Genomic DNA, 21,556 nt, shown 5'->3' on the forward strand with positions numbered 1-21,556 from the left:
AAGTAGCGACATGCAGTTGGGCTACACTGAATCCATGAAAATCACCTTGGCCCAGCTTCGCTTGCTGCTAGCCGTGATCCTCCTGATCGCGGGCGGTACCATTGCTGGTCTTGCTGAACAGGCTTCTGCAATGGGCGTCGGCGTCACCGCTGACGTTGCGACGTTCTCTACGAGCGCTTTGCACAAGTTGATGGGTCACGTCGCGTTCACAGACCAAGACAACCATCGCGCGCCATGTGATGGCTGCGTGGATTGCGTGCACTCGACCGGCACCGGCTGTTGTGCTTCCGGCATTTCCGCCGGCGGATGCGACGTTCTTCATGATGTGCCGGTTGCCGTCCGTTTCATGGCGGGCAAGGCATTCCTGCCAACGGGCATCGACCCCGAGGCGCTCCTGCAACCTCCCCAGACCTTCGCCTGATATCGCGCCGTCGCGGTACTTGGGACTGTTGAATCCAGCAGTGCCTGTCAAGGCCCCATAGCGCGCGAACGATCCGCGAAACCATAACCGGTAGCGACGATCTGGGCTGCCCTCCGCGCGCATTTCAGGGTTCGCCTGTCGCTTTACAGCCAACGACAAGGAAACTGTCATGAAAACTCACCTTCGATTGATCACGCTTGCAGCATTCACAACCCTTTCGGGCGCGGCATTTGCCCAGACCGATCCGCACCATCCGGCGGCTGATGCACCGCAAGCCACGACAGCGGCTCCGGCCGCGCAGACGATGCCAGGCGGGTTGCCTGGGCAGTGCATGACGATGACGTCAACCATGCAGCAAATGATGCCGATGATGCAGCAGATGCTGCCGATGATGCAGCAAATGATGCCGATGATGCAGCAGATGATGCAGGGCGGCATGATGCAGGGTGGGCAAGGCGGCATACAAGGCGGGATGATGCAGGGTCAGGGCGGCATGACGCAGGGCGGCGGCATGACGAACATGCCGATGGACACCGCCAACATGTCAGAGGCCTCCAGAAATTATATGCAGGCGATGAAGCGAATGGACGCGCCGATGATGCAGGGCGTCCAGGCCGCCGATCCCGATGTCGCTTTCGTCCAGGCGATGATCCCTCACCATCAGGGTGCCATCGATATGGCGCGGGCGGTCCTGCAATTCGGCAAAGATGATCAGGTCAAGGTTTGGGCCAACCAGATCATCGCGGCCCAGCAGTCTGAGATCGCCGCCATGCAGGAATGGCTCAAGCAACACGCGAAGTGACAGGAGGACGACATGGACAAACTCAGCGTCCTGTCCGTCGGCATTGCGCTGGGCGTGACGTCGGCCCTGATGAGCATGCTCTGCGCTTTGGCTGTCGCTATCTGGCCAGAGGCAACACTCGATTTCTTCGGCGCCATTATGCACGGGCTCGACCTCAGCGCGGTCAGGTCTACGGCGCCGATAAGCCCTGTCCGAGTTATCTTCGGCGCTCTCGGGCTTGGCATCGTCGGGCTGCTGGCGGGTGTCGTTTACGCCTCGATCTACAATGTCGTCACCACGGGGCGCCGGTAAAGCAAGTCGAGATTCAGCCCATGAAAGCCACAGCCAATCCATGGACGACGTCGTCCGTCACTCTTGCCCTGGCGGGGATGATCATCGCCGGGATCGGACTGTATTTCATCGCCCTCAGGCCACCACTATTGGCCGAGGACGTCCGCTATATGAACCTCTCGGTCGCCGAGCTCGAAGCCATCGGTCCACGGTTCGCAATGTGGCTCACCCAGGTTTTCCGGGTGCTTGGTGGCTACGCCCTGGCCACCGGCGTTCTCCTGGTAGCGCTGGCAATCACCGCGTTCCGCGCGCGCCATCCGGTCGCAGCGGCCGGCGCTCTGGTCGGAGGAGCGTCGTCCATCGGCTTGATGTCGGTGGTCAACTTCACGATTGCCTCCGACTTCAGGTGGCCCCTGTTCGCGTGCGCGCTGGTCTGGGCCGTAAGCCTCATCGCGTATGGGCTCGAAAGCTCCCGCAATGACATTCGATGACAAACAAGGAACTCATCCCATGAACACCAACAACGTTCACCGCATGTCGGATCGGCCGACCGCGTCCGAACCAGAACCGGAGGCCGAGGCTGGCGGATTTTGGACTTCGAAGACCGGCCTGGTCACGATCGCTTTCCTGCTGATCGCCACGTTTTTCCTTCTCACTGAGCACCGGGCTCATACCTTCGGTGTCCTTCCCTTCCTGCTGCTGCTCGCCTGTCCTCTGCTTCACATGTTCATGCATGGCGGGCATCGCGGGCACGGCGGTCACAGAGGTCATCCAAGGCACAAGGAACCCGAGCCGGGCGCGCAAGACAGCACCACCCACCATAAAGGAGCATGACGATGGTCGAGCAATCTCCTGCCTACGGCCTCTGGGGCCTGGTCATAGTCAATTCGGCGATTTTCATCCTGTTCGCATTCAGCTTCTTCAAGCCGCGAAGCGGCCGTGACTGGCGCTCCTTCGGTGCCTTCAGCGCCTTTCTGGTGGCGCTGTTTGCCGAGATGTATGGCTTTCCGTTGACGATTTACCTGTTCTCGGGCTGGCTGCAGTCACGATACCCAGGCATCGACTGGTTCTCGCATGATGCCGGTCACCTCCCGGAGATGATGTTGGGCTGGCGGCTCAATCCGCATTTCGGACCCTTCCACGTTCTCAGCTTCTTCCTGATCGGCGGCGGTTTCATGCTGATCTCGACCGCATGGCGAGTCCTTTACCAGGCGCAGCGTCACAATCGCCTCGCAACCGGCGGCCCCTATGCCTCCATCCGGCATCCGCAATATGTCGGCTTCGTCCTCGTCATGGCGGGGTTCCTCGTGCAATGGCCGACGCTGCTGACGCTGGCGATGTTCCCCATACTGGTCGGCATGTATGTGCGGCTTTCCTTCGTCGAGGAGCGTGAGGCGAGGAAGGAATTCGGCGACGCATACGACCGCTACGCAGCCCGTGTGCCTGCCTTTTTTCCGCATTTGGCCAAGCTGCTCGGCTCCGCCGGCGAGCGCCCAGCACCTTGAGGGCCGGGCCGTTTGAGCCTGAACCTTGTGTGCCGACGAAACAAACGAAATTCCGAAATCTGAACCCGAAAGCAAGGAAACGATCATGAAACGCCGGGATATCCTGAAGGCCGCAGTGACAGCCGCCGCAGGTATTGCGATGCCATCGAGCTATCTTGCGGCAGCCTTCGCCAATCAGTCGGGCGGCCAGCCGCTCGGCATCTCGCGCCGCACGATCGAGGTGAACGGTAAAGCTGCAAGCGTCTTCGGCCTGCAAAGGGCCGACGGCGCGCCTGGCCTGCGCTTGCGGGCGGGCGAAGCCTTCAACGTTCTGCTTCGAAACGAGACTGCCGAGCCGACGATCATACATTGGCACGGGTTGACGCCGCCATGGCCGAGCGACGGAGTCGGCGACGCGCCACTGCCGCTCATCGGCGCCAGAGCCGATCGCAGTTTCGATTTTCCGGTCGGCGGACCCGGCACTTTCTGGATGCACGCGCATACCTTGCAGGAGCAATCGCTGCTTGCGGCTCCGCTTATCGTCGCCGATCCCGCCGATGACGCAAGGGATGAGCAGGAGCTTGTCATCCTGCTCCACGATTTCTCGTTCTCATCGCCCCAGGAACTGCTGGCTGGGCTGCAGAGTAAGAACACCGGCGGCTCCATGCCGATGGATGGCATGGATATGTCGGGAGCGAAGACCGACGCCATGGCAGGGATGAAAGATGGCGGTATGGTGATGGATATCAATGACATCGAGTATGACGCCTATCTGGCCAATGACCGGTCCCTGAACGACCCCGAGATCGTGCCGGTCGAACGGAGCGGACGCGTGCGCGTGCGGATCATCAACGGCGCCACGGCGACGGCGTTTACAATCGATTTCGGGGAACTTGAAGGCGAACTGATCGCGGTCGACGGTCAGCCTGTCGAGCCGGTCAGGGGCCGGCGGTTTCCGATGACGATGGGGCAGCGCATCGACGTGCGCCTGCAGTTGCCGCGCGACCTCAGCTCCTCCTTTCCGATCCTGGCGCTGCGCGAGGGAAGCAAGGAACGGACCGGAATTGTCCTGCGTCCGGCAGGGGCGGCGGTGGCCAAGATCGGGTCGGCGGCGGACGTCGATGCTCCGGTTCTCGACCTGGCGCTCGAGGCGCAACTTCGGGCAATGGCGCCGCTTGCATCACGCCCTGCCGAAAAGACGTTCGAAATGGCGCTGACCGGCGATATGGCGGCCTATCGCTGGGGACTCGAAACCAGTGCTCCCATCCTTGTGGACAAGGGCGATCGCGTCGAGGTCACGCTGCGCAATGACACCATGATGGCCCATCCAATGCATTTGCACGGTCATCACTTCCAGGTGGTCGCGATTGACGGGCAGCGCTTCCGGGGCGCCGTTCGCGACACCGTGCTGGTGCCGCCGATGCGCTCGATCACCATCGCCGTCGATGCCATCAATCCCGGCAAATGGGCGTTCCACTGTCACCATCTCTACCACATGGCGAGCGGCATGATGTCGACCTTTGCCTACCGAAGCTGAGACACCGCAGTCGGTGCAATTGCCGCCACGAACCGCGGCACGGAGAAGCATGATGAAAAAGGTAAATCTGGAAGTGCGCGATCTTGTCGGCATGATGGATTTCGCGGCGATCGAAAAACGTCTCGCGGCTCTGCCCGGCGTCGCCAGTGTCGCCATGAACGCGGGGTCGACGACCGCGAGCATCGAATTTGACGAGAAGCAGACGAGCCCAAAGGTCCTTGTCCGCGAAATCGAGGCCTGCGGCTTCCATTGCCGTGGCGAGACCGTGCCTCGCCATCTGTGCATTCCCGGCAGCACCACGATTCCGCCGGGGCATTCGCGCGCGACCGGCGGGCACGCCGGCCACGATCACGCCGTGCACGATCATGGGGGGCACGATCATGGAGTGCCCGCCGCTATGACCGAGCCGGCTCCGGCGGGCAAGGGGACGGCTGCGGCCATGCCGCACGACGCTATGGCCCATGAAATGGGACACGGTGCCGGCATGGACATGCAGGGCATGGTCAAGGACATGCGCAACCGGTTCTTCATCAGCCTGGTCTTCGCGCTACCGATTTTCGCCATGGAGCCGATGGGTTTGGGAGAGCCCTGGCTGCGTCCGCCCTTCGGTCTCAGCGAAGACCTTGCGATGTTTTTCCTCGCCAGCGCCGCGATCCTCTACCCGGTCTGGCCATTCCTGGTCGCCGCCTGGCGGGCCTTGCGCAACGGCGTCCTCAACATGGCCGTGCTGGTGGTGCTGAGCGTTGGCACCGGCTACTTGTTCAGCGTCGGCGCGACCTTCTTCTTCGAGGGGCAGCAATTCTATGAGGCGGCGAGCGTGCTGCTGGTGTTCATCCTGCTCGGCCATTGGCTGGAGATGCGCGCACGTGCCGGGGCGTCGGCCGCGATCAGGGCCCTGCTCAACCTCGCCCCGCCCAGGGCTTCCGTCCTCCGTGGTGGCAAGGAGATCGAGGTTGCAACCGCCGACGTCGTGCTCGGCGACATCGTGGTCCTGCGGCCCGGCAACAAGCTTCCGGTCGACGGCGAGGTGGTCGAGGGCACGTCGACGATCGACGAATCGATGCTGACTGGTGAATCGATGCCGGTGACCAAGAAGGTTGGGGACAAGGTCATCGGGGCGACCATCAACAAGAGCGGCACGCTGCGCTACCGCTCCACCAAGGTGGGTGCCGACACCGCGCTTGCCCAGATCGTCAAGCTGGTCCAGGAGGCTCAGAACTCGAAGGCCCCGGCGCAGCTGCTCGCCGATCGTGCTTCGCAATGGCTGGTGCTCGCCGCGATCCTCATCGGGCTTGCGACCTTCGCCGTCTGGTTCTGGTGGCTCGGCCAGCCTCTGCTGTTCGCGATGACCTTGACCATAACGGTCTTCGTCATCGCCTGTCCCGATGCGCTCGGCCTCGCCACGCCGATGGCTGTCATGGTCGGCACCGGCCTAGGCGCTTCAAACGGCATCCTGTTCAAGAATGCCGCGGCTCTCGAGGAGGCGACCAAGCTCAACGTGATCGTCTTCGACAAGACCGGCACGCTCACGATGGGGCAGCCCAAGGTCGTCGAAATCCTCTCCGCTGCCGGCGTTTCCCCCGACGAGGTGCTGCAAGTCGCGGCCGCCGTGGATCAGGGCTCGGATCACCCGCTCGCCGTCGCCATCGTCGAGCGAGCCAAAGACCTGAAGCTTCCCAAAGTGTCGGACTTTCTGAACATCGAAGGCGAAGGCGCCACAGCCGCGATCGCCGGAGCGCCGGTTTTCCTCGGCAACCGGCGCCTCATGGACGAGCAGAAGATCGATCTTCTGGCGCTCGGCGAGAAAGCCGAGACGCTGAAGGGCGAAGGCCGCACCGTCATCCATGTCGCGCGGTCCGGCAAGCTGCTCGGGCTCATTGCAATCGCCGATACGCCGCGCCCGACAGCCATCGCAACGATCGCCAAACTGCACGAGCAGGGCGTGCGCGTGGCCATGCTCACGGGCGACAATGCCGGAACCGCCAAACGCATCGCGGACGTGCTCGGCATTGACATCGTCCTGGCCGATGTCTTGCCAGGGCAGAAAGCCGAGAAGATCAAGGAACTGCAAGGGCAAGGCCTGAAGGTCGGCATGGTCGGCGATGGCGTCAACGACGCGCCAGCCCTGACGCAAGCCGACGTCGGATTTGCGATCGGTGCAGGCACCGACGTCGCCATCGAAAGCGCCGACATCGTGCTGATGAAGAGCGATCCCTACGACGTGGTCGGCGCGATGACGCTCTCGCGTGCCACGCTACGCAAGATGCACCAGAACTTGTGGTGGGCGGTCGGCTACAATCTCATCGCCTTCCCGATCGCCGCAGGCGTGTTCTACCCGTTTCTTCTGAGTCCCGAGCTTGCAGCGCTGGCCATGTCGGGCAGCTCGGCTCTCGTGGCCGTCAACGCCCTGCTGCTCAAGCGAACCAGGCTCGAAGGCATTCGACCTGCCACAGCATCCACGACCGAAGGCGTCGCTCATCAGAACCCGCGCGGCACGCTGGCATGAGTGTGTCGATGCAAGCTCGCCTGCCCACGTCTCGATGGAGCCTGGCGACAGTTCTGGCCTCGGCCTTTGTCGTTGCGCTGGGCTACGGAATTGTCTTGCCGGTCCTGCCGATGATGGTCGAGCGGCTCGCCGGGTTCACCGACCCGGCCTTCAACGCGCGGCAGATTGGCTTCTTGACCGCTGCCTATGTCACCGCGCCGGTGGTCGCCGCTTTCCTCTGGGGGAAGTGGTCGGATCTGATCGGGCGCAGACCGGTCCTTGTTGTCGGCTTGATCGGCTTTGCCGTCACCCTGGCCGCTTCGGCGCTGGCCCCGAGTCTGCTCGTTCTTTATGTCGGGCGGATCCTGAATGGCGGCTTCGCAGCTGCCGTGGGGCCAACCGCCCTTGCCTTCATTGCCGACACCGAAGGTGGGGCCGATACCGAAGGCGGGGACGATCGCCGCACAAGGGCGTTCGGCTGGATGAGCATGGCGTCGATCGCAGGCTTCCTGGTCGGTCCGACGCTTGGCGGGCTCGCTGCGGAACTGAAATTCGACCTGGGCGCGACGACTGCCCCGCCACAGGCGGTCCCCTTCCTTCTTGCGTCCGGCCTCGCATTGGCAGCCGCCCTTGGCGTGTGGTTTGCGCTGCCTGGCAAGCTGCCGGGAGCCCGTGCCGAGGCGAGCAAGCGCGGCTCGTCGGTGTTCGCACCCGGAGAGCTCCGGCTGCTCGCTCTCGCTACTGTCGCCGCGGCAGGGCTTGGTGCATTCGAGGTCGGGCTCACCCTGCGAAACGTCGAACTCGCAATGGGTCCAGCCGCGCTCGGCCTCATGTTCGCGACATGCAGCGTTGTGATGTTTGCGGTCCAGGGCCTTGTCTTTTCGCCGCTCGTCAAACCGGCGGCGACGAGGCTGCTTGTGGCTCCTGCCTTCCTGGTGATGGCGATCGGCCTGGCGGTTTTGCCGACACTTGCCGGGCTCACGGAAATGCTGATTGCGGTTTCCGTTGTTTCGGCGTCGGCCGGCGTGATCAGCCCGCTGCTCGCCTACTGGGTGTCGCGCATCAGCGCACGAAGCCAAGGCATGGAACTCGGCATCCAGTCGGCAGCGGTCAGCCTCGGGCTGTCAGTGGGCTCCGCGGCCGCCGGCCTGCTGTTCGGTTCCCACCGTCTGCAAGGCGCCGCCTTTCTCGTCGCCGCCGCGGCCATGGGTCTCGCCGCAATCGCAAGCCTGAAACTGCCGCAACGGCCGACCCTTGAGAGGGCCGAACCTGTTGCCGTTTCCGGGAGGCGCGCTCGCTAGTGGGCAGGCTCCCTCAAACCGCTGAATACGCTCCATTTCAGGCAAGGCGATCAAGCAGCTGGCGTCGGTTCCTGATCGAATTCTCTCAACCAGCCGCCTTCGAATCCTGCCCGTTGCAGGCCGCTGCGGATGTGCGGACACGACCGCATCAACCGCCACAAGAGGCCGCTGCTTTCATTCTCGATCATCAGGACAACGGGGCCTTCATTCAGGCCGAAGTGCCAAGGCGACACCCACCATCCAAAGGCGTCGTCGGACGTCCCCGGATGCGTCGGATTAAAGGCTGCCTTGAAGCCATAGGCATTTGCAGCCTTGAGCTTGGCCTGGTGGATGCAGAAGCTGATCGCCGGCCGGACGATTTCGGGAGCAAAGGGCAAGGAGGCAGCGACGGCCCACGGAGCGAGCGTGCCATCGTCGGGACCATACGGCACACCGCGAGCGACATAGTCGTCAAACCGGCGTTCGATGCCGTTCAACTTGAGCGTCGAAGGGCCAGGACCTTCGCTTGCGGTAATGCCCCAGCAGTGTTCACCATAACCCTCAAATCCACGCGGATTGTCGACAGCGTAACGTTGCTGGACGTAGGTGGCACGTCGGCTATTCTCAAAATAGTCACTTCCCTTGCCGCGCATAAAGGGATCCTGCAAGCCACGAAAATCGATCCATACGTGCGAGAGTTGGTGGATGAACAGCGGTCCCGCATAGAGGTAATCGTACCCGTAGCAGCGCTCCCATCGGAACGTCGCGGTCCAGGCCGTATAGCTGCTCCGGGGTAACGGATGTGTCGGCGAAGCGAGTCCCAGGACATAGAGCAAGAGCGCTTCGTCATAGCCTTCCCAGCGATGCTTCAGGAATCCGTGCTCGGGTGTCCAACCATGGGTGACGGTTTCTCCCTGATCCTGCGCCCAGCGCCAATCAGTTCGGTGATAGAGCGCCTCTGCCAAACTACGGATTTCTGCTTCGGCCCCTGTGTCGGCATCGAAATACTGTCCTGCAGCCAGCGCGCCCGCCAGCAGGAACGTGCTGTCGATCGTGGACAGCTCGCATTGCCAGGCTCGCCGACCAGTTTGCATATCCAGGAAGTGATAGTAGAAGCCGCGATATCCCGTAGCGTCCGGCTCCGGGCCGTGGGGGCTGTTCCAAAAGAAGCGCAGCGTTGCCAAAGTGCGTTACGTTGCTGCGCTTCGGCTCATGAATCCGCGCTCGACTCCCACCGGATAGGACGCCAGCGCGAGGCCGGTGGCCGCGATGCTTGCGGGCCAATTCGCTTCGGTCTTGTCCAGAATGAGACCGTTGGCAGGGTTCGCTTCATGAATGAAATAGTTGAATGTCTCACGCTGCAGCGTCGCCAGATCGTCTTGGATGGCAGAAGAGTTCAACAGGCCGTTGGTTTCCGAAGCATGCGATCGCATCTCTGTATGTCTCCGGGCCGCTGCTCTTTGAGCTTCAAGTGAAGGTACATCGATCAAGTCGCGGAACATAATTATGGGATTATCGACTCCGCCAATTCGGACAGGCCAGGGAGCGCATGGAGTGACCGTCAGCAGCGACGGGGACTTTGCTTTCGTGACCAATATCATCGACGGCACGGTTTCGCGGATATCAGTCGCAAGCCAGTCGGTCGTCGACACCTACACAGTCGGCAAGGGACCGAACGGCATAACTTTCCAGACCCCTTGATACGCGACGCGGGGGCAGAGACCGTCTCCGCGCCCGCGGGCAAAACTAAAGCCAGAATTGAAGAACACAGCCGTAACTGCTTTTCGCAAGGGACCTTCTTGTCGGGATCCTACTCTTGACGTCCCTGCCCTGCTTTGTGGAGGACGCCACCGTCCAAAGAGCACCGTATCCAGAATACACCTCCGACGGTCTTGCGCCTCCCATCACCTTGTTGAGGCGGCGGCCGAATTTCGGGCTCGAAACGGACGGCTACCGCCGTGTTGCTACTCGCCGAGATCGGCGGGCCTGCCTGTCAGATTGCAGCGACCGCCTCGGCCAGCAGGTCGCCCACCTGACCCGCAACCGCATGCAGTGCAGGATTATCGATCGCCTGCATCGAGGCCACCGGGTCAATCGCGCTGACCTCAACCCCGCCTGCAACCTCGCGCAGGATCACATTGCAGGGCAGCATCGCGCCAACGCGCGGCTCGATACCGATGGCCTGATGCGCCATCTTCGGATTGCAGGCGCCAAGGATTCGATAGGGGGGCATGTCCACGTCGAGCTTCTTCTTCATAGTCGCCTTGACGTCGATTTCGGTCAGGACGCCAAAGCCTTTGTCTGCAAGCGCCTTCCGAGTGCGGGCGTCGACCTCGTCAAACTTCGCCCCGGTTACCAACCGATTGAACGTATAATTCATGGCGACTTCTCCCTGTTGGTCATTTTCGCAAATACCTAATCAGTGCGGCGATTGTTAGACCCACAAGGACCAGAATGACGATCGTCCCCAGCCAGCCGAACCCCATCCCCAAGCCCATACCGTAGTCGTTCATCATCGATTTCTCCTATCACGTGACTCTGCCCCCGACACCAGATTTGCGTCAAAGCAGCCGGGGGCAGCACTTATGTCAGTTGTTGTCCATCATGCCTTTACCCATTTCCGGCATTCCGCCTTGCTGCCCGGCCATGTGGCTCTGCATCATTTCAGCCATGGCAGCCATTTCAGCCTCCGTCACTTGCGCGTCACCGTCAGCGTCGTGCATCTGGAAGGCGCGTACCGTCATCGGCCGGGTGTGGGCCGCATGCATCACCGCGAATTCCTCCAACGACAGCTTGCCATTGGGATCGGTGTCATAGGTCTTGAGTTCTGCCTGAACGCCTGCCGTCATTTCTTCAGGGCTGAGCGTGCCGTCCTTGTTGGTATCAAAGGTGGCCATAACATAGCTCCGGGGGTCACCCATCATCGTCCCCATACCGCTGCCCATCATGCCGCCATGCCCACGCACCATACCCATGCCATCGCCCATCATTCCGCCATGCTGCATCTGCTGGGCGATGACGGGCACTGCAACCGCCGCAAGTCCAAGGGCTGCAACGATTGAGAGGGTCAGCTTCGTTGAACGTTTCATGATTACCACTCCTGAATTGATCTGCGATGAGTTCAATTTGGGGTGCAGGTGTCCCACAGGTTTGTCAGGTGGGATGGTCATTTGTATCAAACTGCCGCAAGCACCGCCCCGGTGAAGGTTTGCGACAATCTTCTGCCCACGTGACCCCACAGGATAAGTTAGGGTCAGGTCAAGGAGATATTGTGATGACCAGTCCGCCCCATATCCTGATCGTCGATGACCACCGCGAGATCCGCGATGCCTTGGCGAAGTATCTGGAAAAGAACGGGATGCGCGCGACCACCGCGGCGAATGCCGTAGCGATGGACGCGGCCATGAAGGTTGGGAAGTTCGATCTGATTGTGCTGGATTTGATGATGCCGGGCGAAGACGGCCTGTCGGTCTGCCACCGTTTGCGCGCGCAGGGTGGCATACCAATCCTGATGCTGACGGCACTCGGGGATGAGACCGACCGCATCGTAGGACTTGAAGTCGGGGCCGATGACTACCTGCCCAAACCGTTCAATCCGCGTGAACTCCTGGCCCGGATCAAGGCGATCCTGCGCCGGTCCGAACGGGCGCAGATGCCGGGTGGCAGCATTTCCGGGCACAAGCTGGCGTTCGACCGTTGGGTTCTGGATACCGACCGGCGAAGGCTGATCGATACCGAAGGCGCCGAAGTCGCGCTCACCACCTCCGAATTCCGCCTTCTGACGGTATTTCTGGCCCGCCCACGCTTCGTGCTAAGTCGCGATCAACTACTCGATCTGACCTCTGGCCGGGCGGCACAGGTGTTTGATCGCACCATTGACAACCAGATCAGCCGATTGCGCCGCAAGATCGAGGCGGATCCAACCAAGCCCGTACTAATCGCCACCGTCTGGGGAGGCGGCTACAGTCTTGCCGCCGATGTAAGGGAGATGCCGTGAAGGCGCGCTTCGCCCGTCTGGGCAATCTGTTCCCGCAGTCCTTGGGTGGCCAGTTGCTGGCTATGCTGCTTTTGGCGCTCGTCGCGACGCAGGGGCTTGGCCTCCTGCTGCTGACCGACGAGCGCAACCGCGCCGTGCGGGCGGCCTTGGGTTTCGAGGTAGCGGGACGCGCCGCGAATGTCGTGCTGCTGTTGGACGACGCGCCAGCAGATCTGCGCGCCTCCATCCTGAGGGCGGCAGACTCGCCCCTGGTTCGGTTCGAAGTGGGACCTGCGCCTGAAGCATCGCACGATAGCACCGATGCGGACTCTGTTCTGGGCCAGATCCGGCAAATCCTCGGCAATCCAGAACGTGAAATCCGGGCGGATATTCATGCCCTTTCCACAACTCCTGTGCCGATGCCCGAGGGCATGCCAGCCGCAATGCGCCCCATGCACGACGCGATGATGGCAGGGCGGACGGAACCAGTGGAAATGACGCTTTCGATCCGTCTGGCCAGAGGCGATTGGCTGAATGTGCGCACGATGTTCCATCGCCCGGGCCCGCAACTTTCGCCGCAGGCCCTGTTGCCGCTACTGTTGATGGCCGTTGCCGTGGCTCTTGTGGCTTGGTGGACAGCGCGGCGTGTCGTGGGTCCGATGCGCGCGCTTGCCGTCGGGGCCGACCGGCTGGGGCGCGGGCTTGATGCTGGTCCGCTGCCCGTGACCGGGCCTGCAGAGGTGCGCGATACCACGCTGGCCTTCAACCGCATGGAGGACCGATTGGCGCGCTTCGTGAACGAGCGCACGCATATGCTCGTGGCGCTGAGCCATGATCTGCGTTCACCCCTTACCGCCATGCGGCTCAGGATCGAGATGCTAGACGAAACCGACGACAGCGTCCGGCTGAAGGCGCTGGTCGAGGAAATGCAGGCCATGGTCGAGGCGACGCTTGAATTTGCGCGCGGCGTCGCCAAGGCCGAGCCCGAAGCCACGGTAGATCTTGCTGCTTTGCTGGCCGATATAGTGAGCGATGTGGGCAGGGATCAGGCGAACCTCTCACGATCGCAGCCGGTGCCCGCCACCATTCGACCTCACGCCCTGAAACGCGCGCTGCGCAACCTGATCGACAATGCGGTCCGCTATGGCGACGTGGCAAACGTTACCCTGACGCAAGAACCGGGGACGGTCATCATCACCATCGCCGACAAGGGTCCGGGATTGCCCAAGGATCAGCTTGAGGTCGTCTTTGAGCCTTTCGTGCGGCTGGAAGGGTCTCGCAATCGGGATACGGGCGGGGTTGGTCTGGGTCTGGCCATTGCCCGAACAATTATTCAGGCGCATGGCGGAACGGTTCTGCTGCGGAACCGCGCTGGAGGCGGGTTGGACGCTATGGTGCGGCTTCCGATCGGGGATGCGTGATCAGCCTGCTTTCCAAGGAAGAAAGTCGGCGCAGATACAAAAGAACAGCCGAGGCCTATCCCGGCGTCGTTGTCATCGATGAGCCCTGACGAGACCCCTTTCGACAGCCAATTTAGCTCCGCCGCGATCGGCACTCGTTCTGCATGGTCACCATAAACCGCGACAGGCGGCATGGAGCTTTTATCGACATGGCGAGTTGTTAGCCCAGATTTCATCCGGATGGGGTTGCTATGAGCTCGACAAAGTCAGATCCAGTCGTAGGCCCGTCGAAGCCGCGATTGTTGAGTGTGCTTGGCCCGGGATTGATCACCGGCGCCTCCGATGACGATCCGAGCGGCATCGCGACCTATTCGCAAGCCGGCGCTCAATTCGGTTTCGGCCTGACCTGGACGATGCTCTTCAGCTATCAGCTGATGTCGGTGGTTCAGGAAATCAGCGCGCGGATCGGTAGAACCACCGGCCGCGGCATCGCGGGAAATATGCGGCTCTATTACCCGAACTGGCTGCTGCAGTCCATCGTAGCCCTCCTGCTCATCGCCAACACCATCAACATTGGCGCCGATCTCGGCGCCATGGCGGATGCCTTACGACTGATCGTCGGCGGCCCGCTGCTTATCTACGTCGTCCTGTTCGGGGCAGCGTCGGTCATTCTCCAGGTTCTCCTGGCATACAGCCGCTGCGTTTCTATTCTTAAATGGCTTACGCTCTCGCTGTTCGCCTATTTCGGAACGGCGATGGTGGTTCAAGTTCCTTGGAAGGAAGTGGCGAAGGGCCTGTTCATCCCCACATTCACGTCCAATGTCCAATTCTGGACCGCTGTGGTCGCTATTTTTGGGACCACCATCAGTCCCTATCTGTTCTTCTGGCAGGCTTCCCAAGAGGTGGAAGACATCAAGGCCAAACCGGAACGCAAACCGCTCAAAGGTGCCCCCAGAGGCATTTAGGTCGAACAACAGGGAGCCGATTAGATGAGCGTTGTCCATGTTACATATTTCTCGGACGTGTTGTGCATTTGGGCGTATGCCTCGCAGGCTCGTGTCGACGCTGTCAAAGAGCAATTCGGTGACGCGGTTCACTTGGACTATCGGTTCTGCTCGGTATTTGGCGATACGGCTCGCAAGATACCTTCGACTTGGAACGCTAAAGGCAACTATTCCGGGTTCAACGCTCACCTGCGTGAAGTGGCGCAAAAGTTCCCGCACATCGCGGTTCATCGGGACATTTGGCTGGGAACGCGCCCGCGGACGTCGGCAAGCCCACATTTGTTTATGAAGGCGGTCCAGCATTGGCAGCAGGAACAAATGCAGCAACCCCGAAGCGGATCAGCGGCATCGATCTTCGATCAAGTGTTATGGGCGTTCCGTTCTGGGTTTTTTCGAGATTGCCGCGACATCTCCCGTTGGGATGTTCAGTGCGAACTGGCTGAAGCTCTCGGCGTCGATATAGACGCGATTGAAGAAATCATTCACGATGGAATCGCATTTGCCGAACTGCTGGCGGATTATCAAGACGCCGAGAAGATGCACATCGAGGGGAGTCCAAGTTTTGTGCTGAATAAGGGACGCCAGAAGCTGTACGGCGACGTTGGCTTCCGGATCATCGAAGCAAACATTCAAGAATTATTGCGAGCGCCCGATGGGGATCAAGCTAGTTGGTGCTGACCTTGGCGTGATTGATCCAGTTTTTATCCATAGCGCGCGGACGATATTTAGGCCAGGCGATAGGCCTTCAACAACCCATACAAGAGCTACTCGTGTTCGGCGACGACTGCCGGTGCAATGACAGTTGTAATCCTAAGGGCGCAGTCTAGCGTGACGGTGGTTCTATCAGTTCCTTTCCATGCCCCCTTGCGAGGAGGTTTTCCATAGCGTTGATGGCTTGAATATCGAGTTCACGGCGGTTCCGGCCGTATTTCGGCGGTACGCCTTGCATTGTCACAAAGCCAACTCGATAGGTCGCCGACGGGTCCATCTCCCTTCCACAGACGAAGATTTTTTGTATCCGCTGGCCCGCCGGATTTTCGATCTTGGCGAATATCGAGACGCCTCGACACCGCTTCACATACCCGCCCATCTGGTCGTACGGGTCAGCCGAAAAGGTATGCTCTAGGTTCTCCTCTAGCATTGCGCGTAACTCCCCGCCGGTCAGATCGACGACTGAACTGGCCCCCGGCGCGATTGAGAGCCTGTAACGGATCGATCAAACATGTCGAAATCACGTCGAGCGGCCATTTTCGGGACGGCGAGCTGATCAACACAAGGTGCTTCACGGTCGATGTTACCGACCTGGAGCGGACACGCATCGAGTTAAGGCAGCAGGGCAGCACCTATCACCAAATTCTCGACGCCCTTCCGGTTGCCATCTATACGACCGACCAGCACGGGACGATCACCTACTACAACCGCGCCGCCGCCGACCTTGCGGGCACGGAGCCAAAAGTCGGCAAGGACAAATGGTGCGCGACGTTCAAGCTGTTCACTCCCGACGGCAAGGAATTGCCGCATGACGAGTGCCCGATGGCCATCGCGCTCAAGGAAAACCGGCCCTTACGCAACCAAGAAGCCATAGCGTGCCGTCCGGACGGATCCTTTTTTCCGTTCCTGCCCTACCCCACGCTGCGGGATGAGCACGGCAATCTGATTGGTGCCGTAAACATGCTGCTGGACCTGACCGACCGCCAACGTGCCGAAGAGGTCAGGCAGCATCTGTCAGAGATTGTGGAATCCTCGTTCGACGCAATTGTCAGCAAGGATCTGAATGCCATCATCAAGAGCTGGAATCACGGGGCCGAAAGGCTGTTCGGCTACACCGCCGACGAAGCGATAGGCAGGCCGGTGACCATGTTGATTCCGGATAATCTCCAGGACGAGGAACCTCGCATCCTCGGACGCATTCGCCGTGGTGAGCGGGTCGAAACGTACGAAACAATCCGTCAGCGCAAGGATGGCAGCCTGGTTCCGGTCTCGCTTACCGTATCGCCTATGCGCAACTCCACCGGGCAGATCGTCGGGGCATCGAAAATTGCCCGGGACATCACCTCGGCGCGAGAAAACGAGCACCGTATCCGCATGCTGATGCGCGAGGTCAACCACCGCGTTAAAAACCAATACTCGGTCATCCTGTCGATGATCCGGGAGACCAACAAACGATCGGAGACGCCTGACCAGTTTGAACGCCAGGTGCGCGAGCGCATCATGGCGCTGTCGCGATCCCACGACCTGTTGGTATCCGCCGACTGGAAAGGAGCCACCATCAATGAGCTCTTGGCGGCCCAGGCCCGGCCTTTCCCAAGCGGTGAGGTTATCGATATGTCGGGACCACCGCTGGTCCTCAGTCCCAATGCGGTGCAGTATCTCGGAATCGCCTTCCACGAACTCGCGACTAACTCAGCCAAATACGGGGTACTGTCAGGGGACATGGGCCGGATTTCGGTCCGATGGAACCTTAGCGGTTCCGGTGCCTCGAGGCTCTTTCACCTTATTTGGGCCGAAACTAATGGGCCGCAAGTTCAGGCCATCCGACAGGGTGGGTTTGGAATCGTGGTGCTGAAGCGGATTGCGCCTGCAGCGGTTGGAGGCCATGGAAATCTCGAGTACGGTCCGCATGGCATCACCTGGAGCCTGGAAGCGCCGCTGGCTGCCGTGGAAGCCTCTGTTGTCAATGGAGCTTAGAAACCGCAGGCCGCGTTCTACAATACGCCGAGTTAGGCGAACTGTGACCACGGCGCTGGTGTCACTGTCGTGGATGGCAGAAGGAACGCGCCTTCGGCTCCCTCGAAATTGATTTGGCGAAGCAAACGCTTGAAACGCCGCTACGGCATCTCGATCGCGGCTACCATTTCACGCTGAACCGGACTTTACCTAGGATGGCGTCGCCGAAATCCTCGAGGTGTCCGTAGCGGGCGTCCGTCCACCAAGGCCACCGCAGTCCCACAGCGCATGCAGCCCTCCCCATCGCTCTGAGGGCCGATGGCCAGCCTTCTCGAGAGCGCCGCTGCGTGCGACCGATAGGGAACCCTGAACGTGCTACATATTCGATGGGAAGATCGAGACGATCTCGTCTTGTGCTCACCTACCCCGGATTGTCAGATCGCGCATACACGATCGAAAAAATGTGGCCCGCGCCTAACAGCGCGGGCCACTTTGGGGTCTACTGGCCAACAATGATCCGCTGCTTGTCGCGATTCTGCGCGTAGGTACCCTTGTCATAGGCAGTCTGCGCCTCAAGCTGAGCCTTGGTGAAATTGGTGTAGATATACCGGTTTCCGTCCTTGTCGGACAAGAACTTCAATTTCTCCAGGCCAATGGCCACCGGCTTTTCGCCCATGCCGAGGAATCCGCCCACATCGACGACCACGGCATCGACCTTTTTATCGCCGCTCAGGACGACGTCTCCAATCTCTCCGACCTTTGCATCGTCGGCGCCATAGACATTGGTGCCGATGAAATCCTTGGTGCTGATTTTGTCCATCGGCATCTCGGTCAGCGAAGACTTGTCGATTGCCGCGGTGGCCGTGTTGTCGGTCGTGGCTGGAGCCGCTTCAGTGTTGGCTGCGGTGGCTGCGACATCATTGGTGTTCGAGGCCGCTGCCGTGTCGTAGACCTTCAGGTCAAAATCCTTTTGCGCTTGGAGGTCTTCCTTGGTGGTCTTCGCGACCAGCCAGCGCTCACCCTTCTTCTCGACCCACTCGGCCTTGCTGAAATCGTAGGCGACGTTCTTTTCCCCGAGGCCCAAAAACCCGCCTACGCCGATGACAATGTACTTTGCCTTGCCGTCCTTGGTGAGCACGATGTCTTTGACATCGCCGATCTTCTCGGCATTGTCCGCGGCGCTATCATAGACGTCGGCGCCTATGATCTTGGTGACGAGGCTGCCGTCTGCAACAGCCGCCGGCGCCGTCGCAGTAGTGGTCGTAGCGGCGGCAGGTTTGGTGGCATCTTCAGCGGCGGCCCCTGATACCCACAGGCCAGACGACAGCAGGGTTGCTATTGCGGTGGTAGCCAAAAGTTTGCCGATCATGGTACGTTTCCTTGTGCGTTAGTGTTGATGCACGCCGCGTTCGGCCGAACCGTTGCAGGGAGGCTGAGCGCGGCACCGTTTGCGAGGTGACAACGGGCCGCACGATGCGAAGTTCCGTTTCGAATTCGCAAGTCGCCTGAGATGGCTGGGGGGTTCGCGTACCGCAGCGGAGTTTGTCGGCATCCGAGACGCCACGTAAGATTTCGTGCTGCGACTCGCATTTTTCTGAGCGTATATACGGCCCCTGTATCGCGGCAAACTTGTTGGCCCCTGAACGTTCCCCTGCCGAACCAATTTGCGGTTCGAGGAAAGAGGAAAACTATGCAGAATCCTGGCGTCGGCTGGCTGGCAGCGATCATCATCGGCGGTATCGCGGGATGGCTCGCCGAGATGTTCATGAGAGCAGCGTGGGGGTGCCATTGCGGCCACGCTCAACCTGGGCCCTTCGCCCGACGAAGGGCTCAGCGTCGCTCTGCCTATGCAGTCCGCCCTTGGAGCGGAGACATGCTGTTCCATGAGGGCGACAGGGATGGATCGAAAAACCCCTTGGCGCATTTATTCTCCGGCCAATTAAGGCTTAGGAGAGGTCCCATGAAAAAGTCACTGCTCATTTTGAGCCTGCTAATTCCGCTCGTAGCGTGTTCTCGTACCGAACAAGGCGCTGCCGTCGGTGGCGTGGGAGGTGCTGCGATCGGTGCCGCGGTGGCCGGCGATCCCGTACAAGGTGCTGTCGTTGGTGGTGCAGTCGGCGCGATCGCCGGTGCGGTGATCGGGCACGCCAGTGAGGCCGGCCAATGCCGATATCGCGATCGTCATGGCCGGGTTTACATTGCCCGGTGCCCGGACGGCTACTGATACCTAAGGCGCGTGATCTGTTGCGATCACGCGCCTTCACCAAGGTAGGACAATTGGATGGCCCATAAAGTCAAAACACTGCTCGGTCTCTGGTTCGTCCTTCTCAGCGCTGCCACGATCAACGTCGAACTTGTGCCCGCGCTTTCGGCCGCACCAATCGCAGCGCAGACGATGGCCCAAACCGCGAGTACAACACCGACAAGTCGCGGTGAAGTCGGTGATCGATCTCTCAGGCGATGCCGCCCCGGAGAGACAGCGGACGAATCGCATCGCTTTGCCGCCCCAGAACCGTAGCGCCAGTTAGCCTGGAGAGAGCCAGCCTGAGGGCTGCAACTTGGGCAAGGGGTCAAGCAAACGCCAAATGGGTATGACCAGGCCCTTCCTTCGCAAATCATCAAGAACGGAACCTTCTCGATCATTCAAAGTTAGTCGTCCGTCGACGGCGAACAGCCCGTCTCGGCCCCCTCCGAGGCGGGCTAAGCCGAACCTGTATGGGGAAGAATATAACATTTTCAAACGCCGTTGAGCCAAACTGCAAGTCTGAAAAAGCCCGCGCCTCTGGCGGAGAGCGCGGGCTCCGACCGAGTGCGGACCCGATCTTCAGCAGACACCGAGGGTCGTATCTGCTGCCCAACAGGAACCCTTAGCGACAGCTAACGTTGCAGGAGCATAGAAGGATCGGGTGACTGGCTTTCACGCGTGCCCGGCACCCTCAAACAAGTATCGGCTCTGGGGACGCCATGGCTCCACCACCGCTTCGTCTTGGGACGATCGCACGGTAAGCTGGACAGGGTGGAGGATCATCGTCGTCATCCCTCCGGCGACGATGCGGCCAAGGCGACCACTTATCCTGACGGCATCGAGCATAAGGCGCTCCCCAAAGCGGGCGATTACGATTTCCACGGTGGTCATCCGGCACGCCGTTCAGGGTCTTCAAAGCGCGCAGGATGTCGTCGATAGTGGCTATCGTTCATTCTCCAGCTGGCGCAGCAGAGGTATCCCGGGAACCGCGCAGGCGTCGGACGCCCAGGAAGCCAAGATCGTCCGCTTCTCGGCGGCAGTCAGGCCTGGAAGGCCGACAACGTCGTCAGGATGGGTAATCCCTTGTTGAGCCGTCCTGCTCGGGTTTGCCAAAAATTCTGATCCGGTTGTCATCTCCATTCTCCGCATTCTGAGCCTCCCGGCCGGGCCGGGAGGCGGGACCGCAGTCTTGCATTTAATCTGGAGGAGTCAGGCGACCTGTCGCTGTCGCAACGCATCCTGGCTGATCTGCTGTTGCTGAGGACGGGCCGCCTCGCTCGACGACACGAGACCGATGCGACGGGGCTTCCTTTCCTCCGGGATCTCGCGAACGAGGTCCACTGAAAGCAGACCGTTTTCCAAGTGGCTTTCGCTACTTTCACGTAGTCCGCCAATTTGAAGACTTGCTTGAAGTTGCGCGTCGCCATACCGCGGTGCAGGATCCGCCGATCGCTCTCTTCGGGCTGCTTTTGGCCGATCACGACGAGTTCCGGCCCGTGCTGGGTCAACTCGACTTCGTCGGGACTGAACCCGGCGATAGCCATTGTTATCCGGTAATCGTCGTCCCGGTCTTCTCGATATTGTAAGGCGGCCAGTCCGAGCGCACGCTGTTGTCGAGCATGTCGAAGAGACGGTCGAAGCCGACCGTTGTGCGATAGAGTGGGGCGTAATCAAAGCTTCTCATAGCCATATCCTCCGTAAAGCAACATGGGTTACAAGCAGCGTCGCAGCGTCACTGCGAGGCCTCTGTCGTCGGCGGCTCGTGCCTGAGGTACCCGTCGCTCTTAGGTGGACTAAGAGCGACGGGCGGTGTTGCCTGAAAATGCGGAACTGCTACTTTAGCCGCAAGCGGGATGCTAAAGCCGCACGGTAAGTGAAGTCTTAAAAAGCCCCGTCGGGGTTTGAACGAAAGCATCTTCCGTCATCGGAGCAGACCGGGCGATTGGTCTGGCAAGGGTCTCGCGATTCGGACTTTACCGAATCGC

General features: G+C 60.6%; 20 protein-coding genes and 2 pseudogenes. 16 read left to right on the plus strand and 6 right to left on the minus strand.

All coding sequences use genetic code 11. The annotated features are described in order from the left end of the window. The first annotated feature begins 10 nt into the window (after window positions 1-10). From NR193_RS28515 to NR193_RS28555, 9 genes are all read left to right on the plus strand, one after another. A complete protein-coding gene (locus NR193_RS28515; protein WP_256754030.1) occupies window positions 11-421 on the plus strand; it encodes a hypothetical protein in 411 nt (136 codons plus the stop codon). Between the two features lie 169 nt (window positions 422-590). Further along, entirely contained in the window at window positions 591-1,223 is a 633-nt protein-coding gene (locus tag NR193_RS28520) for a DUF305 domain-containing protein (protein ID WP_256754031.1), read from the plus strand. A gap of 12 nt (window positions 1,224-1,235) precedes the next feature. Further along, on the plus strand, window positions 1,236-1,514 hold the full coding sequence (locus tag NR193_RS28525) for a DUF5676 family membrane protein (protein WP_256754032.1): 279 nt from the start codon (window positions 1,236-1,238) through the stop codon (window positions 1,512-1,514). Window positions 1,515-1,534: 20 nt separating this feature from the next. Continuing rightward, a complete protein-coding gene (locus NR193_RS28530) occupies window positions 1,535-1,984 on the plus strand; it encodes a hypothetical protein (RefSeq protein ID WP_256754033.1) in 450 nt (149 codons plus the stop codon). 43 nt (window positions 1,985-2,027) lie between these two features. After that, a complete protein-coding gene (locus NR193_RS28535; RefSeq protein WP_256754055.1) occupies window positions 2,028-2,327 on the plus strand; it encodes a DUF2933 domain-containing protein in 300 nt (99 codons plus the stop codon). 2 nt (window positions 2,328-2,329) lie between these two features. Continuing rightward, window positions 2,330-2,998, plus strand: coding sequence for an isoprenylcysteine carboxylmethyltransferase family protein (locus tag NR193_RS28540; protein WP_256754034.1), 669 nt, complete (start codon window positions 2,330-2,332; stop codon window positions 2,996-2,998). Window positions 2,999-3,083: 85 nt separating this feature from the next. Beyond that, window positions 3,084-4,514 carry a multicopper oxidase family protein gene (locus NR193_RS28545; protein WP_256754035.1) on the plus strand — a complete coding sequence of 477 codons (1,431 nt, stop codon included), beginning with the start codon at window positions 3,084-3,086 and terminating at the stop codon, window positions 4,512-4,514. 52 nt (window positions 4,515-4,566) lie between these two features. Next, window positions 4,567-7,020: a cation-translocating P-type ATPase gene (locus tag NR193_RS28550; protein WP_256754036.1), complete on the plus strand. Its 2,454-nt coding sequence runs from the start codon at window positions 4,567-4,569 to the stop codon at window positions 7,018-7,020. An 8-nt stretch (window positions 7,021-7,028) separates the two neighbouring features. Further along, entirely contained in the window at window positions 7,029-8,300 is a 1,272-nt protein-coding gene (locus NR193_RS28555) for an MFS transporter (protein WP_256754037.1), read from the plus strand. Window positions 8,301-8,350: 50 nt separating this feature from the next. Here the strand turns inward: NR193_RS28555 and NR193_RS28560 are convergent. Continuing rightward, window positions 8,351-9,712 (minus strand): annotated as a pseudogene (locus tag NR193_RS28560) (glucoamylase family protein). A gap of 121 nt (window positions 9,713-9,833) precedes the next feature. Between NR193_RS28560 and NR193_RS28565 the strand changes: the two are divergent. Continuing rightward, entirely contained in the window at window positions 9,834-9,980 is a 147-nt protein-coding gene (locus tag NR193_RS28565) for a hypothetical protein (protein WP_256754038.1), read from the plus strand. A 292-nt stretch (window positions 9,981-10,272) separates the two neighbouring features. On the opposite strand, the gene NR193_RS28570 is transcribed toward NR193_RS28565, so the two are convergent. Both NR193_RS28570 and NR193_RS28575 read right to left on the minus strand, forming a co-directional pair. Next, window positions 10,273-10,659 (minus strand): DUF302 domain-containing protein, encoded by a 387-nt coding sequence (locus tag NR193_RS28570; RefSeq protein ID WP_256754039.1) that lies wholly within the window; start codon window positions 10,657-10,659, stop codon window positions 10,273-10,275. Between the two features lie 208 nt (window positions 10,660-10,867). Further along, window positions 10,868-11,368, minus strand: coding sequence for an EF-hand domain-containing protein (locus tag NR193_RS28575; protein ID WP_256754040.1), 501 nt, complete (start codon window positions 11,366-11,368; stop codon window positions 10,868-10,870). A gap of 185 nt (window positions 11,369-11,553) precedes the next feature. Between NR193_RS28575 and NR193_RS28580 the strand changes: the two genes are divergently transcribed. The 4 genes from NR193_RS28580 (at window position 11,554) to NR193_RS28595 (ending at window position 15,337) form a co-directional block, all read left to right on the plus strand. Further along, a complete protein-coding gene (locus NR193_RS28580; protein ID WP_256754041.1) occupies window positions 11,554-12,276 on the plus strand; it encodes a response regulator in 723 nt (240 codons plus the stop codon). Next, the gene (locus NR193_RS28585) at window positions 12,273-13,676 is read left to right on the plus strand and encodes an ATP-binding protein (RefSeq protein WP_256754042.1); all 1,404 of its coding nucleotides are present in this window, start codon (window positions 12,273-12,275) and stop codon (window positions 13,674-13,676) included. The genes NR193_RS28580 and NR193_RS28585 overlap by 4 nt, the downstream gene beginning before the upstream one ends. 287 nt (window positions 13,677-13,963) lie before the next feature. Then, entirely contained in the window at window positions 13,964-14,620 is a 657-nt protein-coding gene (locus NR193_RS28590; RefSeq protein WP_309145404.1) for a divalent metal cation transporter, read from the plus strand. Between the two features lie 24 nt (window positions 14,621-14,644). After that, on the plus strand, window positions 14,645-15,337 hold the full coding sequence (locus NR193_RS28595; RefSeq protein WP_256754043.1) for a DsbA family protein: 693 nt from the start codon (window positions 14,645-14,647) through the stop codon (window positions 15,335-15,337). A 145-nt stretch (window positions 15,338-15,482) separates the two neighbouring features. Here NR193_RS28595 and NR193_RS28600 read toward each other — a convergent pair whose 3' ends face one another. Continuing rightward, a complete protein-coding gene (locus NR193_RS28600) occupies window positions 15,483-15,800 on the minus strand; it encodes a 5'-nucleotidase C-terminal domain-containing protein (RefSeq protein WP_256754044.1) in 318 nt (105 codons plus the stop codon). A gap of 53 nt (window positions 15,801-15,853) precedes the next feature. Here NR193_RS28600 and NR193_RS28605 point away from each other — a divergent pair, with 53 nt between their 5' ends. Next, window positions 15,854-17,347, plus strand: a complete 1,494-nt coding sequence (locus NR193_RS28605) for a PAS domain S-box protein (RefSeq protein ID WP_256754045.1) — start codon at window positions 15,854-15,856, stop codon at window positions 17,345-17,347. Window positions 17,348-17,825: 478 nt separating this feature from the next. On the opposite strand, the gene NR193_RS28610 is transcribed toward NR193_RS28605, so the two are convergent. Continuing rightward, entirely contained in the window at window positions 17,826-18,695 is an 870-nt protein-coding gene (locus NR193_RS28610; RefSeq protein ID WP_306280623.1) for a PRC-barrel domain-containing protein, read from the minus strand. A gap of 591 nt (window positions 18,696-19,286) precedes the next feature. Here NR193_RS28610 and NR193_RS28615 point away from each other — a divergent pair. After that, window positions 19,287-19,550 (plus strand): YMGG-like glycine zipper-containing protein, encoded by a 264-nt coding sequence (locus NR193_RS28615; RefSeq protein WP_256754046.1) that lies wholly within the window; start codon window positions 19,287-19,289, stop codon window positions 19,548-19,550. 1,230 nt (window positions 19,551-20,780) lie between these two features. Here the strand turns inward: NR193_RS28615 and NR193_RS28620 are convergent. Next, a pseudogene (locus NR193_RS28620) lies at window positions 20,781-21,255 on the minus strand (Hsp20 family protein). Window positions 21,256-21,556 lie beyond the last annotated feature (301 nt).

This window comes from Mesorhizobium sp. Mes31 (assembly GCF_024519675.1).
Lineage (GTDB): Bacteria > Pseudomonadota > Alphaproteobacteria > Rhizobiales > Rhizobiaceae > Mesorhizobium.